We start from the raw sequence: 19,618 nt of genomic DNA on the forward strand, positions 1-19,618 counted from the left end.
GGAAGAGTATGGTTGCGACGATTTTGGATGGAAAGGCCGCTTCGGCGGCGATTCGGGCGGAGCTTTCGGAGCGGATTGTCGCGCTGAAAGAGAAGGGCGTGACGCCGGGCATCGCTACCGTGCTCGTGGGAGCCGATCCGGCGTCCCAGCTTTACGTCGGCATGAAGCATCGGCAGTCTGAAGCGATCGGCATGAACTCGATCCAGCGCGAGCTGCCGGCGGATGCCTCACAGGCCGATGTCGAGGCGCTGATCGATGACCTCAACGCCGACCCCACCTGCCACGGCTACATCGTGCAGCTGCCGTTGCCGAAGCACCTCGACACCGACGCGATCCTCGAGCGGATCGACCCGGCGAAGGATGCCGACGGCCTGCACCCCACGAACCTGGGGCGGCTGGTGCTGAACGTGAACAGCCCGATCGACACTCCACTGCCCTGCACGCCGCGTGGTGTCATCGAACTTCTGCTACGTAACGGGTACGACCTTAACGGCAAGCATGTGGTCGTCGTCGGCCGAGGGGTCACCATCGGCCGTTCGATCGGACTGCTGCTGACCCGCCGCGACCTCAATGCCACCGTGACGCTCACCCACACAGGCACGGTCGACATGCCATGCTACCTGCGTGAGGCCGACGTGATTGTGGCTGCGGCTGGGGTCAAGCATCTGATCCGCGCAGAAGACGTCAAGCCAGGTGCCGCTGTACTCGATGTGGGTGTGACCCGCGAAACCAACGAAGAAACCGGCAAGAGTGTCGTCTTCGGCGACGTGCACCCCGATGTCGCCGAGGTCGCAGGCTTTGTCTCCCCGAACCCCGGTGGGGTCGGTCCGATGACGGTCGCGCTCCTTATGACGAACGTCGTAGAGGCGGCAGAGCGCCTTATCTAGTGGAGAGAGCCGCTGAGCGGTTACGCCTGACCGTTCAGCGTGCTTTCGATGCCGCTGATGCGCGCGTGCTCATCGAAGAGGAACGTTGCGGTGCCAGTGTCATCAGAAACCGTGGCTCCGGAGAACGCCTCATCTGTCCAGCTCAGGGTCCAGCCAGCGAGCCGCGCGAGATCCCAGACTGCTGTGCGCGCGTCGGTGAGGTTGACCGTTGCCAGCACGCCAGGCAGTGCGACGATCGCATCGGCGAGCGTCAATGGAGCGATCGGGGCGTCGAGGAGGAACACAGCGCGGGTTCCATTGCCGACGGGGGCGGAGTAGTAGGGAGAGCGTCCTGTGAGCTCGACTGCGACGCCGCCGACGGTGTGCGCAGCCTGCGCGATCCACTCATCATCACCGGTGGCATCGGTGGGGAACGGAAGCTCGGAAGCCGTCAGCTCTTCGATGCCGTGATCTGTCCCGTACGCCTGCAGCTGCGCGGCGACGCCGTGCGGGTCGCCGCTCGGATGCGCCCACGCCCAGAGGAGCGAGCGGGGCCCCGGAGCAATCGTCGCGACAAGATGTGCGCGCGTCACAAGCTGCCGCGTGGGATCGTCGTGCGCCGTAAAGGTGAGTGTTCCGGCGGCGGTGTCCGCATCCCAACGGTGCTCGCCGAGAGCATCGGCAGCAGCAGAGAGAGCGTCCTGTCGGAGTGCCACAAACAGGGCGGCACGGTCGGCGAGGGGCTGGAGCGCGGCGAAGGTCATGCCGACAGTCTCTCGGGAGTTGCTATGAATCCGCTAGTCGAACCTCATCTGGTGACGTCAGTAGCTGGCGCGGTCAGCACCGGTCGTCCCGAGAAAGCGAGCGGCCAGGGCCTCAGAGGCACGCGCCAACAACGCGACATCGGCGCCCACGGCGACGAAGTCCGCTCCAGCGGCAAGATAGGCATCTGTTGCTGTGGGGTCGAACGTGTTCACGCCGACGGGCTTGCCCGCAGACTTCACCGCCGCAAACACCGCAGAGACCGCGGCGGTGACATCCGGGTGGGCCTGCTGTCCGAGTAGTCCCATTGACGCTGACAGGTCGGCAGGGCCAACAAAAACGGCATCCACGCCATCGACCGCAGCGATATCGGCCGCTGCCGCGACACCGGCGGCCGTTTCGATCTGCACCGTCAGCGAGGTGTGCTGCGCGGAGTCCTGGAGGTACTGATCGACACGATTCCAGCGGGCGCTTCGCGCCAGCGCACTACCGACACCGCGCACGCCCTCCGGCGGGTAGCGCGTGGCGGCCACTGCCGCTGTGGCCTCTTCGACAGAGGACACCATCGGAACGATGAGGTTCTGCGCACCGAGGTCGAGCACCTGCTTAATCACGACGGTGTCGTTGGACGGCACACGCACGAGCGGCGTGATGGGGTAGGCCGCGATCGCCTGCAACTGGTGGAGCACCGAATCGAGCGTGTTGGCGGAATGCTCCATATCGATGAGGATCCAGTCCAGCCCTGATCCTGCGGTGACTTCGGCGAGGAGCGGGCTGCCTGAGCACACCCACATGCCGATAAACGGATGGTCGGACGCCGCCAGCTGTTCGCGGAAAGAAGGTGCTAAACGAAGCGGCATGTGATTGTTCCCATCGGTCCGTAGTCGCACAGCACTTCATCGCCGCGCGACACCCACATTGGGCGTGTGAATGATCCTGCCAGGATGATCTCCCCGGCCTCGAGACGCGCGCCGTGCTGGTGAAACTTGTTCGCCAACCAGGCAACCCCTGTCGCCGGATGACCGAGGACTCCCGCCGCAACACCCGTCTCTTCAATCTCGCCGTTACGAGAAAGAACACCAGGCACCCAGCGGAGGTCGATCTCATCCGGGCTCTTGTGGACAGACCCCAGCACCATCGCTCCATACGCGGCGTTGTCGCTGATCGTGTCGATAATCGTGCGCCCTTCGAGCTCAATGTGCGAGTTGAGCACCTCGAGAGCTGGCACGGCGTAGTCGATGGCGGCGAGGGCATCGTCCAAAGTGCAGTCAGGACCTTCCAGCGGGTGCTTGAGCACGAAGGCGAGCTCCACCTCGATGCGCACATTCGAGAAGTGATCGACCGGGATCGCCGCGCCCGATTCGTAGACCGTGTCGTCGAACATCACGCCGTAGTCGGGCTCGGTGATACCGGTGGCCTGCTGCATCGCTTTCGAGGTGAGTCCGATTTTGCGTCCGACAAGTCGTCGCCCCGCTGCGACCTGCGAGTCGCGCCAGACACCCTGGATCGCATAGGAGTCCTCGATTGTCGCATCGGGATAGCGCTGAGTGATGCGCGGGATCACCGAGTGCGTGCGGTCGGCTTCTGCCAGCTCTGCCGCAAGTAGCGTGATCGTTTCTTCTGACAACATCCGTGTCTCCTTGTGTGTCCTTCGACAGGCTCAGGAACCCATCGCGGGGACTGTCGTCCCCACGCCGGGGCCGCTGAGCTTCCCGGGGCCGCTGAGCTTCCCTGGGTCGCTGAGCCTGTCGAAGCGTCGTTCCATCTCGGGTCGCTGAGCCTGTCGAAGCGTCGTTCCATCTCGGATCGCTGAGCCTGTCGAAGCGTCGTCGGATTAGAGCTGGTGCCCCAGCTTGTACTCGCCCTGCTTGTATTCGGGCATCGAATCTTCGCCCTCGTCGGCGCGGGTATACGAGAAGCCATCAGCGCCGATCGTCACCGCCATCTCGCTGGAGTCGGTGCGTGCGATCACGGGCTGCGGGTTGCCGTCCAGGTCAAGCACGAGGGAGGCGTCGGTGTACCAGGAAGGTACGACGGGGGTTCCCCACCAGTCGCGGCGCTGGTTGTCGTGGACATCCCAGGTGACGACCGGGTTGTCTGGGTCGCCGGTGTAGTAATCCTGGGTGTAGATCTCGACGCGGTGGCCATCTGGATCGCGCAGGTAGAGGTAGAAGGCGTTGGACACCCCGTGGCGGCCAGGGCCGCGCTCGATCGCGTCGGACCGACGCAGCGCACCGAGCTTGTCGCAGATCGCGAGGATGTTGTGCTTTTCGTGCGTCGCGAACGCCACGTGATGCATGCGCGGTCCGTCTCCTCCGGTGGCTGCGGTGTCGTGGACTGTGGGCTTGCGACGCATCCACGCGGCATAGACGGTGCCTTCATCGTCTTGGATGTCTTCTGTGACGCGGAAGTCGAGGTCTTGGTAGTGACGCACGGCACGAGGGACGTCGGGGGTGACCTGGTTGAAGTGGTCCAAACGCACAAGTTCGCCAGGGGTGTGCAGGTCGTAACGCCAGGAGAGCCGCTCGACGTGCTCGGTGCCATAGAAGAATTCGTAGGGGAATCCCAGCGGGTCAACAACACGCACCGAGTCTCCGATGCCCTTGACGAAGCCATCCGCGTTGCGGCGCACATCGCATCCGAGTTCGGTGTAGAAATCGACAGCACGGTCGAGGTCTTCCGGCGTGCGCACGCGGTAAGAGAAGGCGGCGACAGCCGCGATCGGGCCTTGGCGCAACACCAGGTTGTGGTGGATGAACTCTTCGGTCGAACGCAGGTAGATCGCCTGCTCGTCTTCTTCGGTGATGTGCAGGCCGAGAACGTCGACGTAGAACTGGCGCGAGGCGGCCAGATCGGTAACGACAAGCTCCATGTAGGCGCATCGCAAAATATCTGGCGGCGTGCTCTTCGGTGTCGCTACGGGATTGTCTGACTGGATCTGGGCCTCCTGCGAGACGTAGTACCCCGAAGAGGTCAGCGTCTTGCCCGTGTTGCCTGTCTTGCCTGTCGAGTCGGTCATATCAGCGTCCTTGCGTGATGGTTTCCGTCGCACTTTCTGTCGCTTGCACGGCGCCGGAGCGACAGAAAGTGCGACGGGAGCGGAAAGGTGGGGGAGGTTTGGGGGAGGGGAAGGTGGGAAAGGTGGTGGAGGTTTGGGGGATGGAGAGGATAGAGGGAGGGGGGTCAGTGCTTGCCGAAGGTGGGGTTGTGGGAGGTGGCGGCGAGGGTGATGTGCACGCTCTGCTGATCGGTGTAGAAATCGATCGAGCGGTAGCCACCCTCGTGGCCGAGACCGGAGGCCTTCACTCCACCGAACGGAGTGCGAAGATCGCGCACGTTGTTGCTGTTCAGCCACACCATGCCGGCCTCCACTGACTGGGAGAAGTTGTGTGCGCGCTTCAGATCATTGGTCCAGATGTAGGCGGCGAGGCCATATTTGGTGTTGTTCGCGAGGGCCAGCGCCTCCTCGTCCGAATCGAACGGTGTGATTGCGACGACGGGGCCGAAGATCTCTTCTTGGAAGATACGAGCGTCAGGGGCAACATCGGCAAAGACTGTCGGTGCGACGAAGTTTCCCTCCTCGAAGCCTTCAGGGCGACCGCCTCCCGCAACCAGGCGGCCCTCTGTCTTGCCGATCTCGACGTAGCTCATCACCTTGTCGTAGTGCTCTGGATGCACCAGCGCGCCGACTTCGGTCGCTGGATCGTGCGGGTAACCGACCTTCACCCGCTGGGCCTGGGCGGCATACCGCTCTACGAACTCCTCATAGATGGAGCGCTCGACCAGGATTCGTGATCCCGCAGTGCAGCGCTCGCCGTTGAGGGAGAACACACCGAAGATCGTCGCATCCACCGCGGTTTCAAGGTCGGCATCAGCGAAGACGATAGCGGGCGACTTGCCACCCAGCTCCATCGACAGTCCTTTAAGGAAGGGGGCGGCATTGCCGAAGATGAGCTGTCCTGTGCTGCTCTCGCCCGTGAACGAGATGAGCGGCACATCTGGGTGCTTCACGAGCGCATCGCCCGCGTCTTCACCAAGTCCGTTGACGAGGTTGAAGACGCCCGATGGCAGTCCAGCTTCTTCGAAAATTCCGGCCCAGAGTGATGCGGAAAGGGGCGTGAACTCGGCCGGCTTCAGGACAACCGTGTTGCCAGTGGCGAGCGCAGGACCGAGCTTCCACGACTCCAGCATGAACGGTGTGTTCCACGGCGTGATGAGGCCGGCGACGCCGATCGGTTTGCGGTTGACGTAGTTCATCTGCCGACCAGGAACCTTGAAGGCGTCGTCTGACTGCGCCACGATCAGGTCTGCGAAAAAGCGGAAGTTCTCCGCGGCGCGGCGGGCCTGGCCCAGCGCCTGCGTGATCGGAAGCCCGGAGTCATACGACTCCAGCTCCGCGAGACGGGCATCGCGGGACTCCACGATGTCGGCGATGCGGTGCAGAACTCGTGAACGCTCACGCGGGAGCATGCGCGGCCACGGGCCCTCGTCGAATGCACGCTTGGCTGCGGCGACGGCGAGCTCAATGTCGGCCTTCTTGCCTGCAGAAGCTGTGGTGTAAGTCTTGTTGGTGACGGGGTCGAGCACATCGAACGTGTCGCCGTCGACGGAATCAACGAATGCGCCGTCGATGTAATGCTGGATGTGGTCTGGCAGGTCGGCCGGGATGCGTGACGCGGTCATGACAGTTCTCCTGAGGCTTGAGCGGTACGGGTATGTAGGGCGTCGAGGAACGCGTCCCTCGTGCGCCAACGGTGGTTGCGTGCGGCGAGTTCGATGTCGATCGACTCGGCACCTGATCTGATGAGTTCGAGGATCTGGGTGTGCTCGTCGACCGAATGGTGTGCGCGTCCTGGTACGTACGCGAACGTGGAGTCGCGGATGCCGGAGAGGCGGGCCCACCCGCGGTGCACGAGATCGAGGAGATGCGGGTTCGGGCACGGCAAGAACAGCACGGAGTGAAAGCGGCGGTTCAGCTCGGTGAAGGTGTGCGGGTCGAAGTGGTCGAGAAGGCGCGTCATCTGCTCGTTCACCTCTGCCGCTTCGGCGATCGCATCGGCGTCAAGAAACGGGGCGGAGAGGGCAGTCGCTGCCCCTTCGACGAGCCCGAGTGTCTGCATCGTGTGGGCGTACTCGCTCTCGTCGACGAGTGTGACCCTGGCGCCGACGTTGCGTTCAAATGTGACGAGCCCTTCGGCTTCCAGTCGGCGGATCGCCTCGCGCACTGGAACGACGCTCATGCCGAGTTCGTCGGCGATGGAGCCGAGCACCAGCCGGTACCCAGGGCCGAAAGCGTGGCTCGAGATGCGGGTGCGGATCCAGGTGTAGGCCTGTTCGGACTTGCTTGTCGTGACCAGCGTGCTCATACCGTGGTCCGCTCGGCCATGGCCGCGTTGTAGCGGGCGCGCCATTCGGCGTTCAGGGGGAAGAGCCCGTCGACGGGGTGGCCAGCGGCGACCTGCTCTGCGATCCAGGCGTCTTCGATCTCCTGCGCGACGGCGGCGGTGGCAACTTCATCGGCGAGAGCTGGGGGGATGACGATCACGCCGTCGCTGTCTCCGACGATGATGTCGCCGGGCTGGACTGTCGCGCCGCCGCAGGAAACGGTGACATCGACATCCCACGGCACATGCTTGCGTCCGAGCACAGAGGGGTGGGCGCCCTGGGAGAAGACGGGTAGTCCGATTTCGGCGACGGCATCGAAGTCGCGGACTCCACCATCCGTGATCACCCCGGCGGCCCCGCGGGTCTTCGCGCGCAGAGCGAGAATGTCCCCCAGTGTGCCGGTCGTGGCATCGCCTCGCGCTTCGATCACGATGATCTCGCCGTCTGCGACAGCGTCGAATGCCCGTTTCTGCGCGTTGTAGCCGCCACCGTGCGAAGCGAACAGATCTTCGCGGAACGGGACGAACCGCAGCGTCTTCGCTGTGCCGACGATCTTGGTGCCGGGGATGTTGGCGGAGACTCCATCGATAAAGCAGGAATGGTGCCCGCGTTTGCGCAACTGGGCGGAGAGTCCGGCGGTGGGAGCTTCCATCAGAGCAGCGTGGAGTTCGGGGGAGAGGCCTGCGGGCTGCTCTGCAGGAGGGAGGCCGGCTTCTTCGCGCGACCCCCATGCCTCGGTGCGCTGCAGGTCGTCCACTGCGGGCAGTGAGCCGAGGTCGCCGTCGAAGGGAATTTCCCCCTGTGTCACCGTCGTGATCAAGCGGCCCGAAGTAGGGGCGCCAGGGGCATGGGGAGCGTCAACTTCGATCTCGACCGTGTCGCCTGGCACGATGACCGAGGAGCCGGCTGGGGTGCCGGTGAGGATCACATCTCCCGGTTCAAGAGTGAAGTGCTGGGAGAGGTCGGCGACGAGCTGGGCGAGGGGAAAGATGAGCCCTGCCGTCGTGTCGTCTTGGCGCAGCTCGCCATTGACCCACGAGCGTACGCGCAGCGCTGCAGGGTCGATCAACTGGGCGTCGATGACCGACGGCCCGAGAGGGGTGTAGCCATCGCCACCCTTTGAGCGGACGTTGGAGCCCTTGTCGTTCGCTCGTAGATCGTAGAGTCCGAGATCGTTTGATGCGGTGACGCCGCCGACGTGCTTCCATGCGTCGTCGAGCGAGACATGACGCGCTGGCGTGCCGATGATGAGGGCGATCTCGCCTTCGAACGCGAGCAGTTCTGTGCCGGCAGGACGCTCGACCGTGCCACCAGTGACCGCCACGGAACTCGCCGGCTTGAAGAAGTAGGAGGGGGTGGCTGGGCGCCTACCGCGCTGGTCAGCACGCGACGCATAGCTCAGGTGGATCGCGATGATTTTGCCTGGGCGGCCAATGGTCTCCGTCATGGGGCGACTCCTCGCGCTCGTCTTCGTTGTCGTGCTGGACGCCTTGTGCGTCATATTTGAAATCATATATGATCCTGTCTATCGTCGGCAAGCATCGGATTCACATCCATTGCTTGCCGTGACAATGCCGTCACAATCAAAGGAGACACCCCATGAGTGGGCAGTCAGAGGGTGGGTTCACGCCCACCGGAACCATCGCGACAGCGGCCGACCGGCGCCGCGTCGTCTTTGCCACCGTCGTGGGAACCACGGTCGAGTGGTACGACTTCTTCATCTACGCCACGGCTGTCGGTCTGGTGTTCGGACAGCTGTTCTTCGAACCGCTCGGCGCCAATAGTGCGCTGATCGCCTTCGCCACCGTCGGTGTCAGCTTCCTCTTCCGGCCGCTCGGAGCTTTCCTCGCTGGTCACTACGGCGACAAGCTCGGGCGCAAAACAGTGCTCATGTGGACGCTGATCCTGATGGGGGCGGCGACCGCGCTCATCGGTGTCCTTCCCACCTACGAGACGATCGGGATCACGGCTCCGATCCTGCTGGTGTTGCTGCGCATCATCCAGGGAATCTCGGCGGGCGGTGAGTGGGGCGGAGCTGTACTGATGGCTGTTGAGCACGCTCCCCGCAAGAAACGCGGCCTTTTTGGTGCGTCGCCGCAGATCGGTGTGCCGCTCGGGCTGCTGCTCGCTTCTGGCGTGATGGCGCTCATGACCCTGATCGCCCCCGGTGACCAGTTCCTGTCATGGGGATGGCGGGTGCCGTTCCTCCTCAGTGTGGTGCTGATCTTGGTCGGCTACTACGTGCGACGCAAGGTGGAGGAGAGTCCGGTCTTCACCGAGCTCGCCGCACGTAAAGAGAAGGCGCAGATGCCGATCGCGCAGCTGTTCCGCAAGCACCTGTTGCTTGTGATCATCGCGGCCCTCGTCTTCGCAGGCAACAACGCCGTGGGGTATATGACCACTGGCGGATATATCCAGGGCTACGCCACGAACCCGGACGGCCCCATTGGTTTCGAGCGCGGCCCAGTGCTGTGGGCCGTGGCTGGGTCTGCGGTCACCTGGCTACTGACGACACTCATCGCCGGGTGGTTGTCTGATCGCATTGGTCGCCGCACCACGTACATCCTCGGTTGGGTGATGCAATTGGTTGGGGTGTTCACGCTTTTCCCGTTGGTGAACTCCGGTGAGATCGGTCTTCTGTTCGCGGGTCTCGCCATTCTCACCATCGGACTCGGGTTCACCTACGGGCCGCAGGCGGCGCTCTACGCAGAACTGTTCCCCGCCAGCATCCGGTTCTCTGGTGTGTCGATCTCGTATGCGATTGGTGCCATCGCCGGTGGGGCATTCGCGCCGACGATTGCGACGGCCATTGTGAGCGCAACAGGCTCGACCGATGCCGTCACCTGGTACCTGGCCGGTATGACGCTCCTCGGCCTCGTGGCGACGCTGCTGCTCCGTGACCGTTCCGGCATTCCGCTCGGACCCGACCACGAGGTCGAGCAGACCGTGAGCCCGATCTACGGTCTCACGAAGGCCTGACGCCCCGCCGCCTTCTTCCCCACCCCATCCCCTCCCATCCCATCCCATCCACCCCATCCACCCCATCCCCATCCCCATCCCCATCCCCATCCCCATCTGCTCCCGTCGCATTTTCTGTCGCTTGGCAGCCACGAGAGCGACAGAAAATGCGACGGGAGCCTGGGTATGGGTGGGTGGGTATGGGGGAGGGAGGGGGAGGGAGAAGGGGTGGGAGGGGGGTTAGCCGTCGAGGGCGTGGCGGATGAGGGCGGCCGAGTGCTGCAGTCTGGTGGCGATCGCTGCGTCGTCGAGGTCGCTGGCTACGTGCACGACGGCGATTGCTGACGGTCGTTGCCCGCGAAGTTGAAGGGGGACGGCAACGGACTGCACCGTCGGGATGACCTCGTCGTGACTTGTCGCGTACCCGTCGGTTGTGGCTGCGGCGACAGCGGCACGCAGTGCTTCAGATGCAGCTTCTGGCCACTGCGCTGCTGGCACCTGCGTGAGGATCGCTTTTCCAGGAGCACCGACGGTCACGGAGTGCCTGGCGCCGGGCCGTTGGGCAACGCTTGCGACCGCATGTCGGGGCTCGACGCTTGCCAGTGTGATGCACTCTGCGCCATCCAGCACGGCGAGAAAACACGTCATCCCGAGCTCATTCGCGACCGCGGTGAGTTCGGGGAGCGCTTCTGCCTGGAGATCGTGGGCAACTCCAGCCGCGAGCGCTGCCATCCGCGCCCCGAGACTCACCGTTCCTGCCGCATCGCGAGCAATAAGTCGGTGATCTTCAAGTGTTCGCAATAGTCGATAGGCGATGGAGCGATGCACATCGAGACGCTTCGCGATCTCGTCGATTGTCAGTGGTCCACGCGCGTCTGCCAGTACTTCGAGTATTCGGATGCCGCGGCTCAGGGTCTGTGAGGCAGGGGAGGGCTTTGAGGTCTCTGGCATGCGTGTGCTCCCTTGCGAAGGCGGATCCGTCAGAATATGATCTGTTCAATAGTAGAACGGCATGTTCGAATATAGAACACGCTGTCCCGGATGCAACACCTGTCCCGGATGCAACACCTGACGAAGACGTCTGGAAGGAATCGACGACGATGCAGTTCCACAACCACGGATATGTTTCTGCGGACCCCCGAGTGCAAGACGCCGCCGGGATTGGAGAGAATCGCCCCGCCGATCTTCCCGATGAGATCGACGTGCTGATCGTCGGTTCGGGCCCCGCAGGGATGCTGCTTGCCGCTCAGATGGCCCAGTACCCCGACATCTCCAGCCGCATCATTGAAAAGCGCGATGGCCGGCTGCCGCTGGGGCAAGCTGACGGCATTCAGCCGCGCAGCGTCGAAACTTTCCAGGCATTCGGCTTTGCCGAACGCATTGTCGCCGAGGCGTACAACATCGGCTGGATGAACTTCTGGGGCCCCAACCCGCAGAAGCGTGACGAGATTGTGCGCACATCCCGCACTGCCGATTACGCCTATGACATTTGCGAGTTTCCGCACCTGATCGTGAACCAGGCACGGGTGCTGGACTACTTCGCCGAGGCAGCGGCCAATGCCCCGGGACGCATCGTGCCTGACTACGGTGTCGAGTTCCTCGGACTCACCGTGCACGACGAAGGCGAGTACCCGGTTGAGGTGCGGCTGCGCCACGCTGCGGGGGAGCGCGCCGGCACCGAACGCACGGTGCACGCCAAGTTTGTTGTGGGTTGCGATGGAGCTCGTAGCGGGGTGCGGCAAGCGATCGGACGCACACACGTCGGCGCGTCCGCTGCCCACGCATGGGGCGTCATGGATGTTCTCGTCAACACTGACTTCCCCGACTGGCGCACGAAATGCGCCATCAATTCGGAGGCAGGAAACATCCTGCACATTCCACGCGAGGGCGGATATCTGTCGCGCATGTACATCGACCTCGGCGAGGTCGCAGACGATGACGACCATCGGGTGCGGCAGACGCCGATCGAGGAGATCATCCGCAAGGCCAACGAGATTCTGCACCCGTACACGCTCGACGTGCGCGAGGTGGCCTGGCACAGCGTCTACGAAGTCGGGCACAGAGTCACCGACGGTTTCGACGACGTGATCGACGACTCCGGTCGCACGCCGCGGGTGTTCCTCACCGGTGATGCCTGCCACACCCACAGCGCCAAAGCGGGCCAAGGCATGAACGTTTCGATGCAGGACGGTTTCAATCTCGGCTGGAAGCTCGGCTCTGTTCTCACCGGCCGTGCGCCCGAGACGCTGCTCGCCACCTACGGCGCAGAACGGCGCCCGGTAGCGCAACAGTTGATCGACTTCGACCGCGAGTGGTCGACCCTCATGGCCCGCAAACCAGAAGAAATCTCTGACCCCAGCGAACTGGCTACCTACTATCTGGCCACCGCAGAATTTCCCTCTGGATTCATGACGCAGTACACCTCGTCGATGATCACCGGCACTGACGCGCACCAGGCGCTCGCCGCCGGGTATCCCCTGGGCAAGCGGTTCAAGTCAGCGGAAGTGGTGCGCGTCGGTGACGGCAACGCCGTTCATCTGGGGCACCACGCCAAGGCGGACGGACGCTGGCGGGTCTACGCTTTCGCCGACCGCACCGGAGAGGCGCTCGCCGCCTGGGCGGCGCGGTCTGAACCCGTGTTCGCGCGACTCACTCCTGCGGCAGCAGATGTCGACTCCGTCTTCGATGTGAAGGCGGTGTACCAGCAGCCGTTTGAAGAGGTGGAAGTGACCGCGGCTCCGCAGCTGTTCCAACCCAAGACGGGACCACTCGGGCTCACTGACTGGGAGAAGGTCTATGCGGCTGGCCCCAGCAAGTGGACGGAGACGGATATCTTCGCGGCGCGGGAGCTGTCTCGAGATGGCGTGGTTATCGTGGTGCGCCCCGACCAGTATGTGGCGGCAATCCTGCCGTTAAGCGACAAATCCGAGTTGGAGAGCTTCCTCGCAGGAGCATTCCTGCCCGCACGCTGAGAAGCGGCGAGTTGAGAGACGTCGAACGGGGAGACGGCGAGTTGATCTTGCGGGAGCCAAGGCGCCGAGAATCCGGGAGACTGGAAGAATGACCCACTCTTCCGTGGAGCGGCCGACCACTCGGGCCGACGCACGATTAGCAGCCGCCGAACCGATCGATGGACCTCTCGCGCTGGAACTCAGCGCTGTGACGCGACACTTTGGCGCCGGAGATCGTCGCGTGCAGGCGGTCAGGGGAATCGATCTGTCGATTCGGCGTGGTGAGGTTGTCGCGCTCCTGGGGCCAAATGGGGCCGGGAAGACGACCACGCTCGACATGTTGCTCGGGCTGACGTCTCCCAGTAGCGGCACTGTTCGTGTGCTGGGGGCGAAGCCAGAGCAGGCCGCCGCGAGCGGTGCGATTGGCGCGGTACTGCAGACGGGTGGGCTCCTCAGTGACCTGACCGTGGGGGAGACCGTTCGTCTTATCGCCTCCCTGTTTGGTGCTGAGGCTCTGGGTCGCGTAGACGAGGTGATGGCTCGCGCTGACCTGGAGCATCTCGCTCGTCGGCGGGTGTCGAAGTGTTCTGGCGGAGAGCAGCAACGGGTCAAGTTCGCGATCGCAATGGTTCCTGACCCCGCCATTGTCGTCTTGGATGAGCCGACGGCAGGCATGGATGTCACCGCCAGACGGCATTTCTGGGACTCGATGCGAGCGGATGCCGATGCCGGACGCACGATCCTTTTCGCCACGCATTATCTCGAAGAGGCCGAACAATTCGCGCATCGGACGGTGGTGATGCACCGCGGCACGATCGTCGCCGATGCCCCGACGGCAATGTTGCGCGCGAGCCTGGGTCAGCGCACTGTCTCTGCGACAGTGCCCGCAGATTCGCACCAACTCGTTGAGCGCCTGCAAGCGACCGAAGGGGTCACTGCCGTGCGGTTGGACGGCGATCGGTTGAGCCTGCGCGCCGCCGATTCCGATGCGATCGCCCGCCTGCTTCTCGATAGCGGTGCTTCGTATCTTGAAGTTGCTGCCCCCAATCTTGAGACGGCCTTTACGGCCCTGACGGAGGACTGAGATGCTCGTCTCACCAACCATGCTGCGCATCGAAGGCGTGCGTCAGCTGCGCAATCCCTACACGCTCGGGTTCACGCTCGGCATGCCTGTCGCGTTGTATCTTCTGTTCGGCACCGGCGAGGACTATGACACACTCTCGGCGGGAAACGGAAACCTGTCGTTCTATGTGATGACCTCGATGGCCGCATACGGAACGGCCGTCGCGATGAGCACACTCACCTCCCTCGCCGCCGCCGAGGCAAAGCAGGGGTGGGGGCGCCAGCTGGCGATGACTCCGCTGACCACGGCAGGGTACGCGTTGACCAAACTCCTGACGGCGGTTACTTTCGCCGCCCTCGCTCTGGTGGCAGTGTTTGCGGCAGGGTTCCTCACGGGAGCGGCAGCCGACGACCTATGGCGTTGGGGGGCCACCGCGGCCATCATCCTCGGAATCGGCCTGATCTACGGACTCTTCGGGCTGGGGGTGGGACTCTTTTTCGGATCGGACCCCTCCGGAACTCTTGCCTCAATCTCGATGACGTTCTTCGCGTTCTTCGGCAACGTCTTCATGCCCCTCGACGGCGTGATGCTCGACATTGCACACTTCACCCCGCTCTATGGCTTCGTCGCCCTCAGTAGGTGGCCGCTCACTGAGGGGCTGCTCACGACAGGCCAGACCGACGAGATGTGGATGCTGATCCTCAACGTTCTCGTGTGGCTCGCGCTGTTTGCTGTGCTGGTGGTGCTGGGGGTGCGGCGCTCGCGGGCACGTCAGTAGAAGCTGACGTGGCACAGAGGTGCACCCCGAGCGAGGAGCAGGCTATGCGCCGGGTTTCATGCTTGTGAAGATCTCTTCGGCGTGGGTGAAGATGATCAGATGACCCTCGCTTGGATAGCGGACGAGTGAGGCATGGGGGATCTTGTGTTGCATGGATTGTGCCCATTGGAGGGGCACGTTGTTGTCGAGTTCGCCCTGCCAGAATGTGGCGGGGACATTTATCTCTTCTAGGTCGAATCCCCAGTCTCTGACGAGAAGGTGTGAGATTTCATAGGCGACGCCATCGCTGCCGTTGCGGAATGCTTCGGTGAACATTTTGGCGATGACGTCCATGACCTGAGGGTTCTGCAATACGGCTTGGTCAGGAGCGCTCATGATTTTCAGAAACCCGCGGAGTGCTTTGTCGGGGTTTTTGTGGAGTCCAGCGGCTTGGGTTTTCAGCATGCTTTTCAGGAGCCACGGTGCCGAGCGTGCGAGCCCGAGCATCACTCGCACATCTTTGCTGAGATGTTCTCTGCTCTCTGAGGTGTAAGGGGCGAAGCCGCTGATGATCCCGACTTTGCTGACCTTGTCCGCATGAAGGTGCGCGATGCCGAGCGCGAAAGGGCATCCTGCGGACATGCCGACGACGGCGAAGTCGTGAACATCGATGGCTGCCATGAGCTGACCGACATCGTCAGCGAAGCTCAGAATCGATCCGGTGGGATTGAGGTCAGAGAGCCCGTGCCCTGGGCGATCGACCGTGATGATGCGAAGGCCATGATCGGCAGCGAAGGCCATGTCGTAGTGCATCTCTAACCGCGAGCTTTGGGAGCCGTGGCAGTAGAGCACCGGGTACCCGGCCGGATCACCGTGCTCGGCGTACTCCAGAGCCCGGTCGTCGCTGAGTGTGATCTTCATGCTTTTCATCCATCTTTCTCTGTTATCGCACTCGGATAGTGGCACTATCTTAGAGCGAGTTGATGTGAACGGGGTGCAGTGGGTGTGCGCCATTTGTGGGTGGGGTCCCACCATCCGGGTCCTTGGATTTGGGGGATGCCGTGTTTCATGCGGATGTGCCATCCGCTGGTGTCGAGGGTGCGGTGGTGGTGCCAGCAGAGGGCGACGCCGTTGTCGGTGTGGGTGGGGCCGTTGTTGGTGTGTTCGGTGACGTGGTGGATTTCGCACCAGGTGGCCGGGACGTGGCATCCGGGGATGAGGCATGTGTGGTCGCGGAGGGTGATCGCACGGCGTTGGTGGGCAGTGAAGATACGGTCGGTGGTGCTGATGCCGATGATGCGTCCTGCGGGGTCGAATAGCACTCGTTGTACCCCACCGGCGCAGGCGGTGTGGGCGGCGGTGCGCACAGGGACGGGGGTGTCGATGCCGTCGATGTGTGCCCAGCCGGAGTTCGCGGCGTAGTCTTCTGCGGTCACCGACACGATCAGGGTCGGGGCTGCACCACCCAGTCGGGGCATGTCGTCATGTCGGGCCGCGATCCCGAGTGCTGCCGCGAGCGTGTCGTGCTGTTTCTGTGCACGACTACGCGGGTCCACCATGTGTCCTGGATCGCCTTCGGGCAACAACCCGGCTTCCATGTCGTCCGTGTCGTCCGTGTCGCCCCGAACGCCGGAATCCGTGTCGTCTGAGGGGCGGAAGGTAACGCCGGGGAGTGGGGGGCCGTCGACTTTGGGGTTCAAGTACGCGTCGAAGATGCGTTGCAACTGCCCCGCCGTCTCTGGGAGTAACCCGCCTCTGATCGGGATGACACCATCTTTGGCGCGTCCGAGCACAATCCCGCGGGCACGCATCGCAGTGTCTTCGGCGGGTTCTGCCCCGTCAGGATCCAGGTATTGCACGATCACCAACGACAGCACCCGCAAATCTTCCGGCGTCGCCACCGGCCCCGCACCACTGTTCGGATTATCTTCTGCAGTGTCGAGGTCTGCAACAAGCCCCCGCGCATGCGCAGCAAGTTCCACGTCGGCCCGTAACCGGTCCTCGACACGAACCCGGGCCCCGGCCTGCTCCACAGGCCCGATTGCCGCCAACACGCCCGTGACCCCGACAACACCATCGACCATCGCAGACCGCAGTGCAGGCCACCGCGCCGGCAACCACTCCCCAGAAGAAATACAGATCTCGCGGCGCACTGCTTTCGCGGCTTTCACTACCCGACCCGCACCGGCTGCATCGACTCGCAACACCCGTTGCAACAGCTCGCCGACGCTCCGGCAGCCAAACAGCCCGCAGAAACCAGCTTCACCCGACCCCGCAGGCCGCGCATCTACCGACGCCACCGTCTCAACGATGACCGCTTCCACGCGACGTTGCACCTCACCAGCCGCACGCAACAACTCCATCTTCGCCGCCACCGACAACCCGGCAACCACGTCAGAACGCAACACCACATCAAGGTCAGACGAGACCTTCTCAAGAAGCTGCACCGGGTTGCTCATACCCCTCAGTCAACACAGGGCCACCGACATTCCCACCCCAATAACCCCAGCTCAGAGCAATATTCCAGCACACGCGAAAGAACCCACTCGTCCTCCACAAACGCGCCGAACAGCACCGACCGAAACGATCCAGGGAATGGTCAAAAACTGGAGGCTTGAGGGAGCAATTCCGGCGCTCCAACGGGGAACAACGGTCGATCTCCGGTGAGTACTTCATTGAAGGGGAACCACCGCACCGGGCTGCCCTCGTCGAGGATGTGCAATGTAGCGTCAAGCGGAATCGCATCGAGCTCGGCCGAGTGAAGTGCGAAGATGTGCGCAATCTCGTGCCCAGCGACGCCTTCGTACGTGAAGATGTCCTCGCGCACTCCGAGCAACTCGACAGCATCGAGATGAACGCCTAGCTCTTCCATGAACTCCCGATGAAGAGCGTCTTCTGCGCGCTCTCCGAACTCAATTCCGCCGCCGATTGCGCGGAAGAAATTGAGTCCGCGAGCATGATCGGTGCCTTCGAGAGCGAGTACGTGACCCTGTTTACAGGGGAGCCCCACGGCGATGTTGCGAATAGTAGGCACCCGGACACACTATCTGCGCTGCCACGCTCACCACCGTGCGGCTACGAGTTCACGCGAATGATCTCCTCTTGGTACGGCGCGATGACGTCGCCAGATATGCGCAAGTCAAGCAAGAGGAAGCGGCGGGAGTTCGGGTCTTCTTCTGCCCAGGTCGCAAGGCGCTCAAGATCGGCGAGAGTGCGCACCGCCACGCCTTCCGCTCCGACAGCGGCACCGAAGGCGGCGAAGTCCACCTCGGGGATGCGCATCGGCCCGTCGGCCAGCCCCTTCAGGCCGTAGAGGTTAACCTCGGCGCCGTAGGCTGCGTCATTCCATACGACCGCGATACCGCGCCCGCCAGCCGCGCGGACCGCCGACTCCAGGTCGGCAATCGCCATCAGCCCTCCGCCATCGCCGGTTGTCAGCACGACCGTCGACTCGCGGCGAGCGAGCGACGCACCCACAACGCTCGGCCAGCCCAGCCCGATCGACTGGAAAGCTGTGCCGACCATCATCATGCGATCCGGCGCCGCGACCGGCCAATACATGTTGGCCCACCCGATGAAATGTCCGCCGTCTGAGACGACGACCCTGTCTTCCGGGAGCAGCTCAGCTATGCGACGGGCAGCGGCCCGAGGGTCCAGGCGGCCATCGGCAGCGAACTCCTCGCCGGCATCGTAATTCCGCGCGCCGGCGACATCGACGCTTTGGCGCCAGGGAGTCGCGGGGGCGTCGTGCTTCGCTGTGTCCGCACCGACGCGAGAAACGAGAGCTTCTGCGGCGAGGCGGGCATCGGCCCGCACGAACCCGCCGACGTGCGCGTGGGTTGCAGCGGGCGTGACATCGATTTGGAAGACGCGTGTTGTGGGAGCGAAAAGGTCGCCGAACCGCATCGTGAACTGGTTCAACGCGGCGCCAAAGACGACAACAACGTCGGCTTCACGGATGAGCTCCATGGCGCCATGCGCTCCAAAACCTCCGGTCACTCCGAGGTCATACTGCGTGTCAGGAAAGACGCCACGACCGAGTGCCGTCGATGCGGTCAGCGCGCCTGTGAGGGTAGCCAGCTCGCCGAGCGCGGCACTTGCGCCAGACAGCCATGCGCCGCGACCAGCCAGGAGGAAAGGCCGTTGTGCGCCAGCGAGCGTTTCGGCAATCTCGTCGAGCATTCCCTCCGCGAACTCGCCGCGCGGAGCGAGCGGTGCGGGAACGCGCGGAGACGGTGCCTGGGGCACTTCTCCGGCCTCAAGGGCAGCAACGTCGTAGGGAATTGCGAGCACCACGGGGAGGCGGTAGGTGAGGGCGTGCTCGATGGCGATGACCGTCGTTGCCGCGGCGTCGGCATGGCCGACAGTGTAGGTGCGGGCTCCGACGGCCGAGGCCAGGGCGATCTGGTCGACGTCCCAGGGGCGGGGGCCAGAGGTCGGCTCGTCGCCGACGACGAGTACGAGCGGCACGCGTGCCTGCACCGCTTCAGCAAGCGCTGTCAGCGTGTTCGTGAATCCTGCACCATAAGTGGAGGTGCCTGCGGCGATGCGTCCTGAGGCGCGAAAGTGGGCATCGGCCGCGACAACAGCGCCCTGTTCATGCCGGACCGCCGTGAACACTGCGTCCGTCTGCGTTTCAATGGCATCGAGAAAGTAGGCGTTGCCATTGCCCATAACGCCGAAGACGGCATCGGTGTGCTGGGCGAGAGTGAGGGCGACATGCGCGGATACGTTGGGCATACGAGAGCCTTTCGAGACAGGGACGGAATAGCGGAGGATCCGTATGTGTCTCGCCTTCGCGCCTACGCGAAGATGCTTCGTGCCTCTTTTTCAGGCACCGGCAGGGCCGGACTGGCCCAGTATACCGGCGGAGGGC

17 protein-coding genes are annotated in these 19,618 nt (G+C 63.6%); 5 read left to right on the forward strand and 12 right to left on the reverse strand.

Annotated elements, in window-relative coordinates; genetic code table 11:
* Positions 1–8 precede the first annotated feature (8 nt).
* Entirely contained in the window at positions 9–887 is an 879-nt protein-coding gene (locus tag AB0O87_RS13260; protein ID WP_363516860.1) for a bifunctional methylenetetrahydrofolate dehydrogenase/methenyltetrahydrofolate cyclohydrolase, read from the forward strand.
* Between the two features lie 20 nt (positions 888–907).
* Here the strand turns inward: AB0O87_RS13260 and AB0O87_RS13265 are convergent, their stop codons facing one another.
* The 7 genes from AB0O87_RS13265 to AB0O87_RS13295 form a co-directional block, all read right to left on the reverse strand.
* Positions 908–1,630, reverse strand: coding sequence for a DUF6882 domain-containing protein (locus tag AB0O87_RS13265; RefSeq protein WP_363516863.1), 723 nt, complete (start codon positions 1,628–1,630; stop codon positions 908–910).
* 57 nt (positions 1,631–1,687) lie between these two features.
* Positions 1,688–2,488: an aldolase/citrate lyase family protein gene (locus AB0O87_RS13270; RefSeq protein ID WP_363516866.1), complete on the reverse strand. Its 801-nt coding sequence runs from the start codon at positions 2,486–2,488 to the stop codon at positions 1,688–1,690.
* Positions 2,473–3,258, reverse strand: a complete 786-nt coding sequence (locus AB0O87_RS13275) for a fumarylacetoacetate hydrolase family protein (RefSeq protein WP_363516869.1) — start codon at positions 3,256–3,258, stop codon at positions 2,473–2,475. Before AB0O87_RS13275 ends, AB0O87_RS13270 begins: the two co-directional genes overlap by 16 nt.
* 204 nt (positions 3,259–3,462) lie before the next feature.
* Positions 3,463–4,647 (reverse strand): 3,4-dihydroxyphenylacetate 2,3-dioxygenase, encoded by a 1,185-nt coding sequence (gene hpaD / locus AB0O87_RS13280; RefSeq protein WP_363516874.1) that lies wholly within the window; start codon positions 4,645–4,647, stop codon positions 3,463–3,465.
* A 164-nt stretch (positions 4,648–4,811) separates the two neighbouring features.
* Positions 4,812–6,311 (reverse strand): 5-carboxymethyl-2-hydroxymuconate semialdehyde dehydrogenase, encoded by a 1,500-nt coding sequence (hpaE, locus tag AB0O87_RS13285; RefSeq protein ID WP_363516877.1) that lies wholly within the window; start codon positions 6,309–6,311, stop codon positions 4,812–4,814.
* Positions 6,308–6,994 (reverse strand): GntR family transcriptional regulator, encoded by a 687-nt coding sequence (locus tag AB0O87_RS13290; RefSeq protein WP_363516880.1) that lies wholly within the window; start codon positions 6,992–6,994, stop codon positions 6,308–6,310. Before AB0O87_RS13290 ends, hpaE begins: the two co-directional genes overlap by 4 nt.
* Positions 6,991–8,514: a fumarylacetoacetate hydrolase family protein gene (locus AB0O87_RS13295; protein ID WP_363516883.1), complete on the reverse strand. Its 1,524-nt coding sequence runs from the start codon at positions 8,512–8,514 to the stop codon at positions 6,991–6,993. The genes AB0O87_RS13290 and AB0O87_RS13295 overlap by 4 nt, the downstream gene beginning before the upstream one ends.
* A 98-nt stretch (positions 8,515–8,612) precedes the next feature.
* Here AB0O87_RS13295 and AB0O87_RS13300 point away from each other — a divergent pair, with 98 nt between their 5' ends.
* Positions 8,613–9,992: an MFS transporter gene (locus AB0O87_RS13300; protein ID WP_363516886.1), complete on the forward strand. Its 1,380-nt coding sequence runs from the start codon at positions 8,613–8,615 to the stop codon at positions 9,990–9,992.
* A gap of 219 nt (positions 9,993–10,211) precedes the next feature.
* On the opposite strand, the gene AB0O87_RS13305 is transcribed toward AB0O87_RS13300, so the two are convergent.
* Positions 10,212–10,922, reverse strand: coding sequence for a helix-turn-helix domain-containing protein (locus AB0O87_RS13305; protein WP_363516889.1), 711 nt, complete (start codon positions 10,920–10,922; stop codon positions 10,212–10,214).
* Between the two features lie 149 nt (positions 10,923–11,071).
* Between AB0O87_RS13305 and AB0O87_RS13310 the strand changes: the two genes are divergently transcribed.
* From AB0O87_RS13310 to AB0O87_RS13320, 3 genes are all read left to right on the forward strand, one after another.
* Positions 11,072–12,943 (forward strand): FAD-dependent monooxygenase, encoded by a 1,872-nt coding sequence (locus tag AB0O87_RS13310; RefSeq protein WP_363516892.1) that lies wholly within the window; start codon positions 11,072–11,074, stop codon positions 12,941–12,943.
* Between the two features lie 88 nt (positions 12,944–13,031).
* Positions 13,032–14,006 carry an ABC transporter ATP-binding protein gene (locus AB0O87_RS13315; RefSeq protein ID WP_363516895.1) on the forward strand — a complete coding sequence of 325 codons (975 nt, stop codon included), beginning with the start codon at positions 13,032–13,034 and terminating at the stop codon, positions 14,004–14,006.
* A 1-nt stretch (position 14,007) separates the two neighbouring features.
* Complete coding sequence (locus AB0O87_RS13320) at positions 14,008–14,763, forward strand: ABC-2 transporter permease (RefSeq protein ID WP_363516898.1); 756 nt, start codon at positions 14,008–14,010, stop codon at positions 14,761–14,763.
* Positions 14,764–14,805: 42 nt separating this feature from the next.
* On the opposite strand, the gene AB0O87_RS13325 is transcribed toward AB0O87_RS13320, so the two are convergent.
* The 4 genes from AB0O87_RS13325 to AB0O87_RS13340 all read right to left on the reverse strand — a co-directional run bounded on the left by AB0O87_RS13325 (position 14,806) and on the right by AB0O87_RS13340 (position 19,482).
* Positions 14,806–15,663, reverse strand: a complete 858-nt coding sequence (locus tag AB0O87_RS13325; protein WP_363516901.1) for an alpha/beta hydrolase — start codon at positions 15,661–15,663, stop codon at positions 14,806–14,808.
* Between the two features lie 44 nt (positions 15,664–15,707).
* Positions 15,708–17,201, reverse strand: a complete 1,494-nt coding sequence (locus tag AB0O87_RS13330; RefSeq protein WP_363516903.1) for a DUF222 domain-containing protein — start codon at positions 17,199–17,201, stop codon at positions 15,708–15,710.
* Positions 17,202–17,341: 140 nt separating this feature from the next.
* The gene (locus AB0O87_RS13335; RefSeq protein ID WP_363516906.1) at positions 17,342–17,776 is read right to left on the reverse strand and encodes an NUDIX domain-containing protein; all 435 of its coding nucleotides are present in this window, start codon (positions 17,774–17,776) and stop codon (positions 17,342–17,344) included.
* Between the two features lie 41 nt (positions 17,777–17,817).
* Complete coding sequence (locus AB0O87_RS13340) at positions 17,818–19,482, reverse strand: thiamine pyrophosphate-binding protein (protein ID WP_363516909.1); 1,665 nt, start codon at positions 19,480–19,482, stop codon at positions 17,818–17,820.
* Positions 19,483–19,618 lie beyond the last annotated feature (136 nt).

The sequence above is a fragment of the Microbacterium sp. NPDC076768 genome (genome assembly GCF_040687205.1).
In the GTDB taxonomy this organism is placed as follows: domain Bacteria; phylum Actinomycetota; class Actinomycetes; order Actinomycetales; family Microbacteriaceae; genus Microbacterium.

Bases quoted from the DNA above. Each gene is read 5' to 3' on its own strand.
- AB0O87_RS13260 (WP_363516860.1), top strand. From the start codon at position 9: ATGGTTGCGACGATTTTGGATGGAAAGGCCGCTTCGGCGGCGATTCGG.
- AB0O87_RS13265 (WP_363516863.1), bottom strand. From the start codon at position 1,630: ATGACCTTCGCCGCGCTCCAGCCCCTCGCCGACCGTGCCGCCCTGTTT.
- AB0O87_RS13270 (WP_363516866.1), bottom strand. From the start codon at position 2,488: ATGCCGCTTCGTTTAGCACCTTCTTTCCGCGAACAGCTGGCGGCGTCC.
- AB0O87_RS13275 (WP_363516869.1), bottom strand. From the start codon at position 3,258: ATGTTGTCAGAAGAAACGATCACGCTACTTGCGGCAGAGCTGGCAGAA.
- hpaD (WP_363516874.1), bottom strand. From the start codon at position 4,647: ATGACCGACTCGACAGGCAAGACAGGCAACACGGGCAAGACGCTGACC.
- hpaE (WP_363516877.1), bottom strand. From the start codon at position 6,311: ATGACCGCGTCACGCATCCCGGCCGACCTGCCAGACCACATCCAGCAT.
- AB0O87_RS13290 (WP_363516880.1), bottom strand. From the start codon at position 6,994: ATGAGCACGCTGGTCACGACAAGCAAGTCCGAACAGGCCTACACCTGG.
- AB0O87_RS13295 (WP_363516883.1), bottom strand. From the start codon at position 8,514: ATGACGCACAAGGCGTCCAGCACGACAACGAAGACGAGCGCGAGGAGT.
- AB0O87_RS13300 (WP_363516886.1), top strand. From the start codon at position 8,613: ATGAGTGGGCAGTCAGAGGGTGGGTTCACGCCCACCGGAACCATCGCG.
- AB0O87_RS13305 (WP_363516889.1), bottom strand. From the start codon at position 10,922: ATGCCAGAGACCTCAAAGCCCTCCCCTGCCTCACAGACCCTGAGCCGC.
- AB0O87_RS13310 (WP_363516892.1), top strand. From the start codon at position 11,072: ATGCAGTTCCACAACCACGGATATGTTTCTGCGGACCCCCGAGTGCAA.
- AB0O87_RS13315 (WP_363516895.1), top strand. From the start codon at position 13,032: ATGACCCACTCTTCCGTGGAGCGGCCGACCACTCGGGCCGACGCACGA.
- AB0O87_RS13320 (WP_363516898.1), top strand. From the start codon at position 14,008: ATGCTCGTCTCACCAACCATGCTGCGCATCGAAGGCGTGCGTCAGCTG.
- AB0O87_RS13325 (WP_363516901.1), bottom strand. From the start codon at position 15,663: ATGAAGATCACACTCAGCGACGACCGGGCTCTGGAGTACGCCGAGCAC.
- AB0O87_RS13330 (WP_363516903.1), bottom strand. From the start codon at position 17,201: ATGAGCAACCCGGTGCAGCTTCTTGAGAAGGTCTCGTCTGACCTTGAT.
- AB0O87_RS13340 (WP_363516909.1), bottom strand. From the start codon at position 19,482: ATGCCCAACGTATCCGCGCATGTCGCCCTCACTCTCGCCCAGCACACC.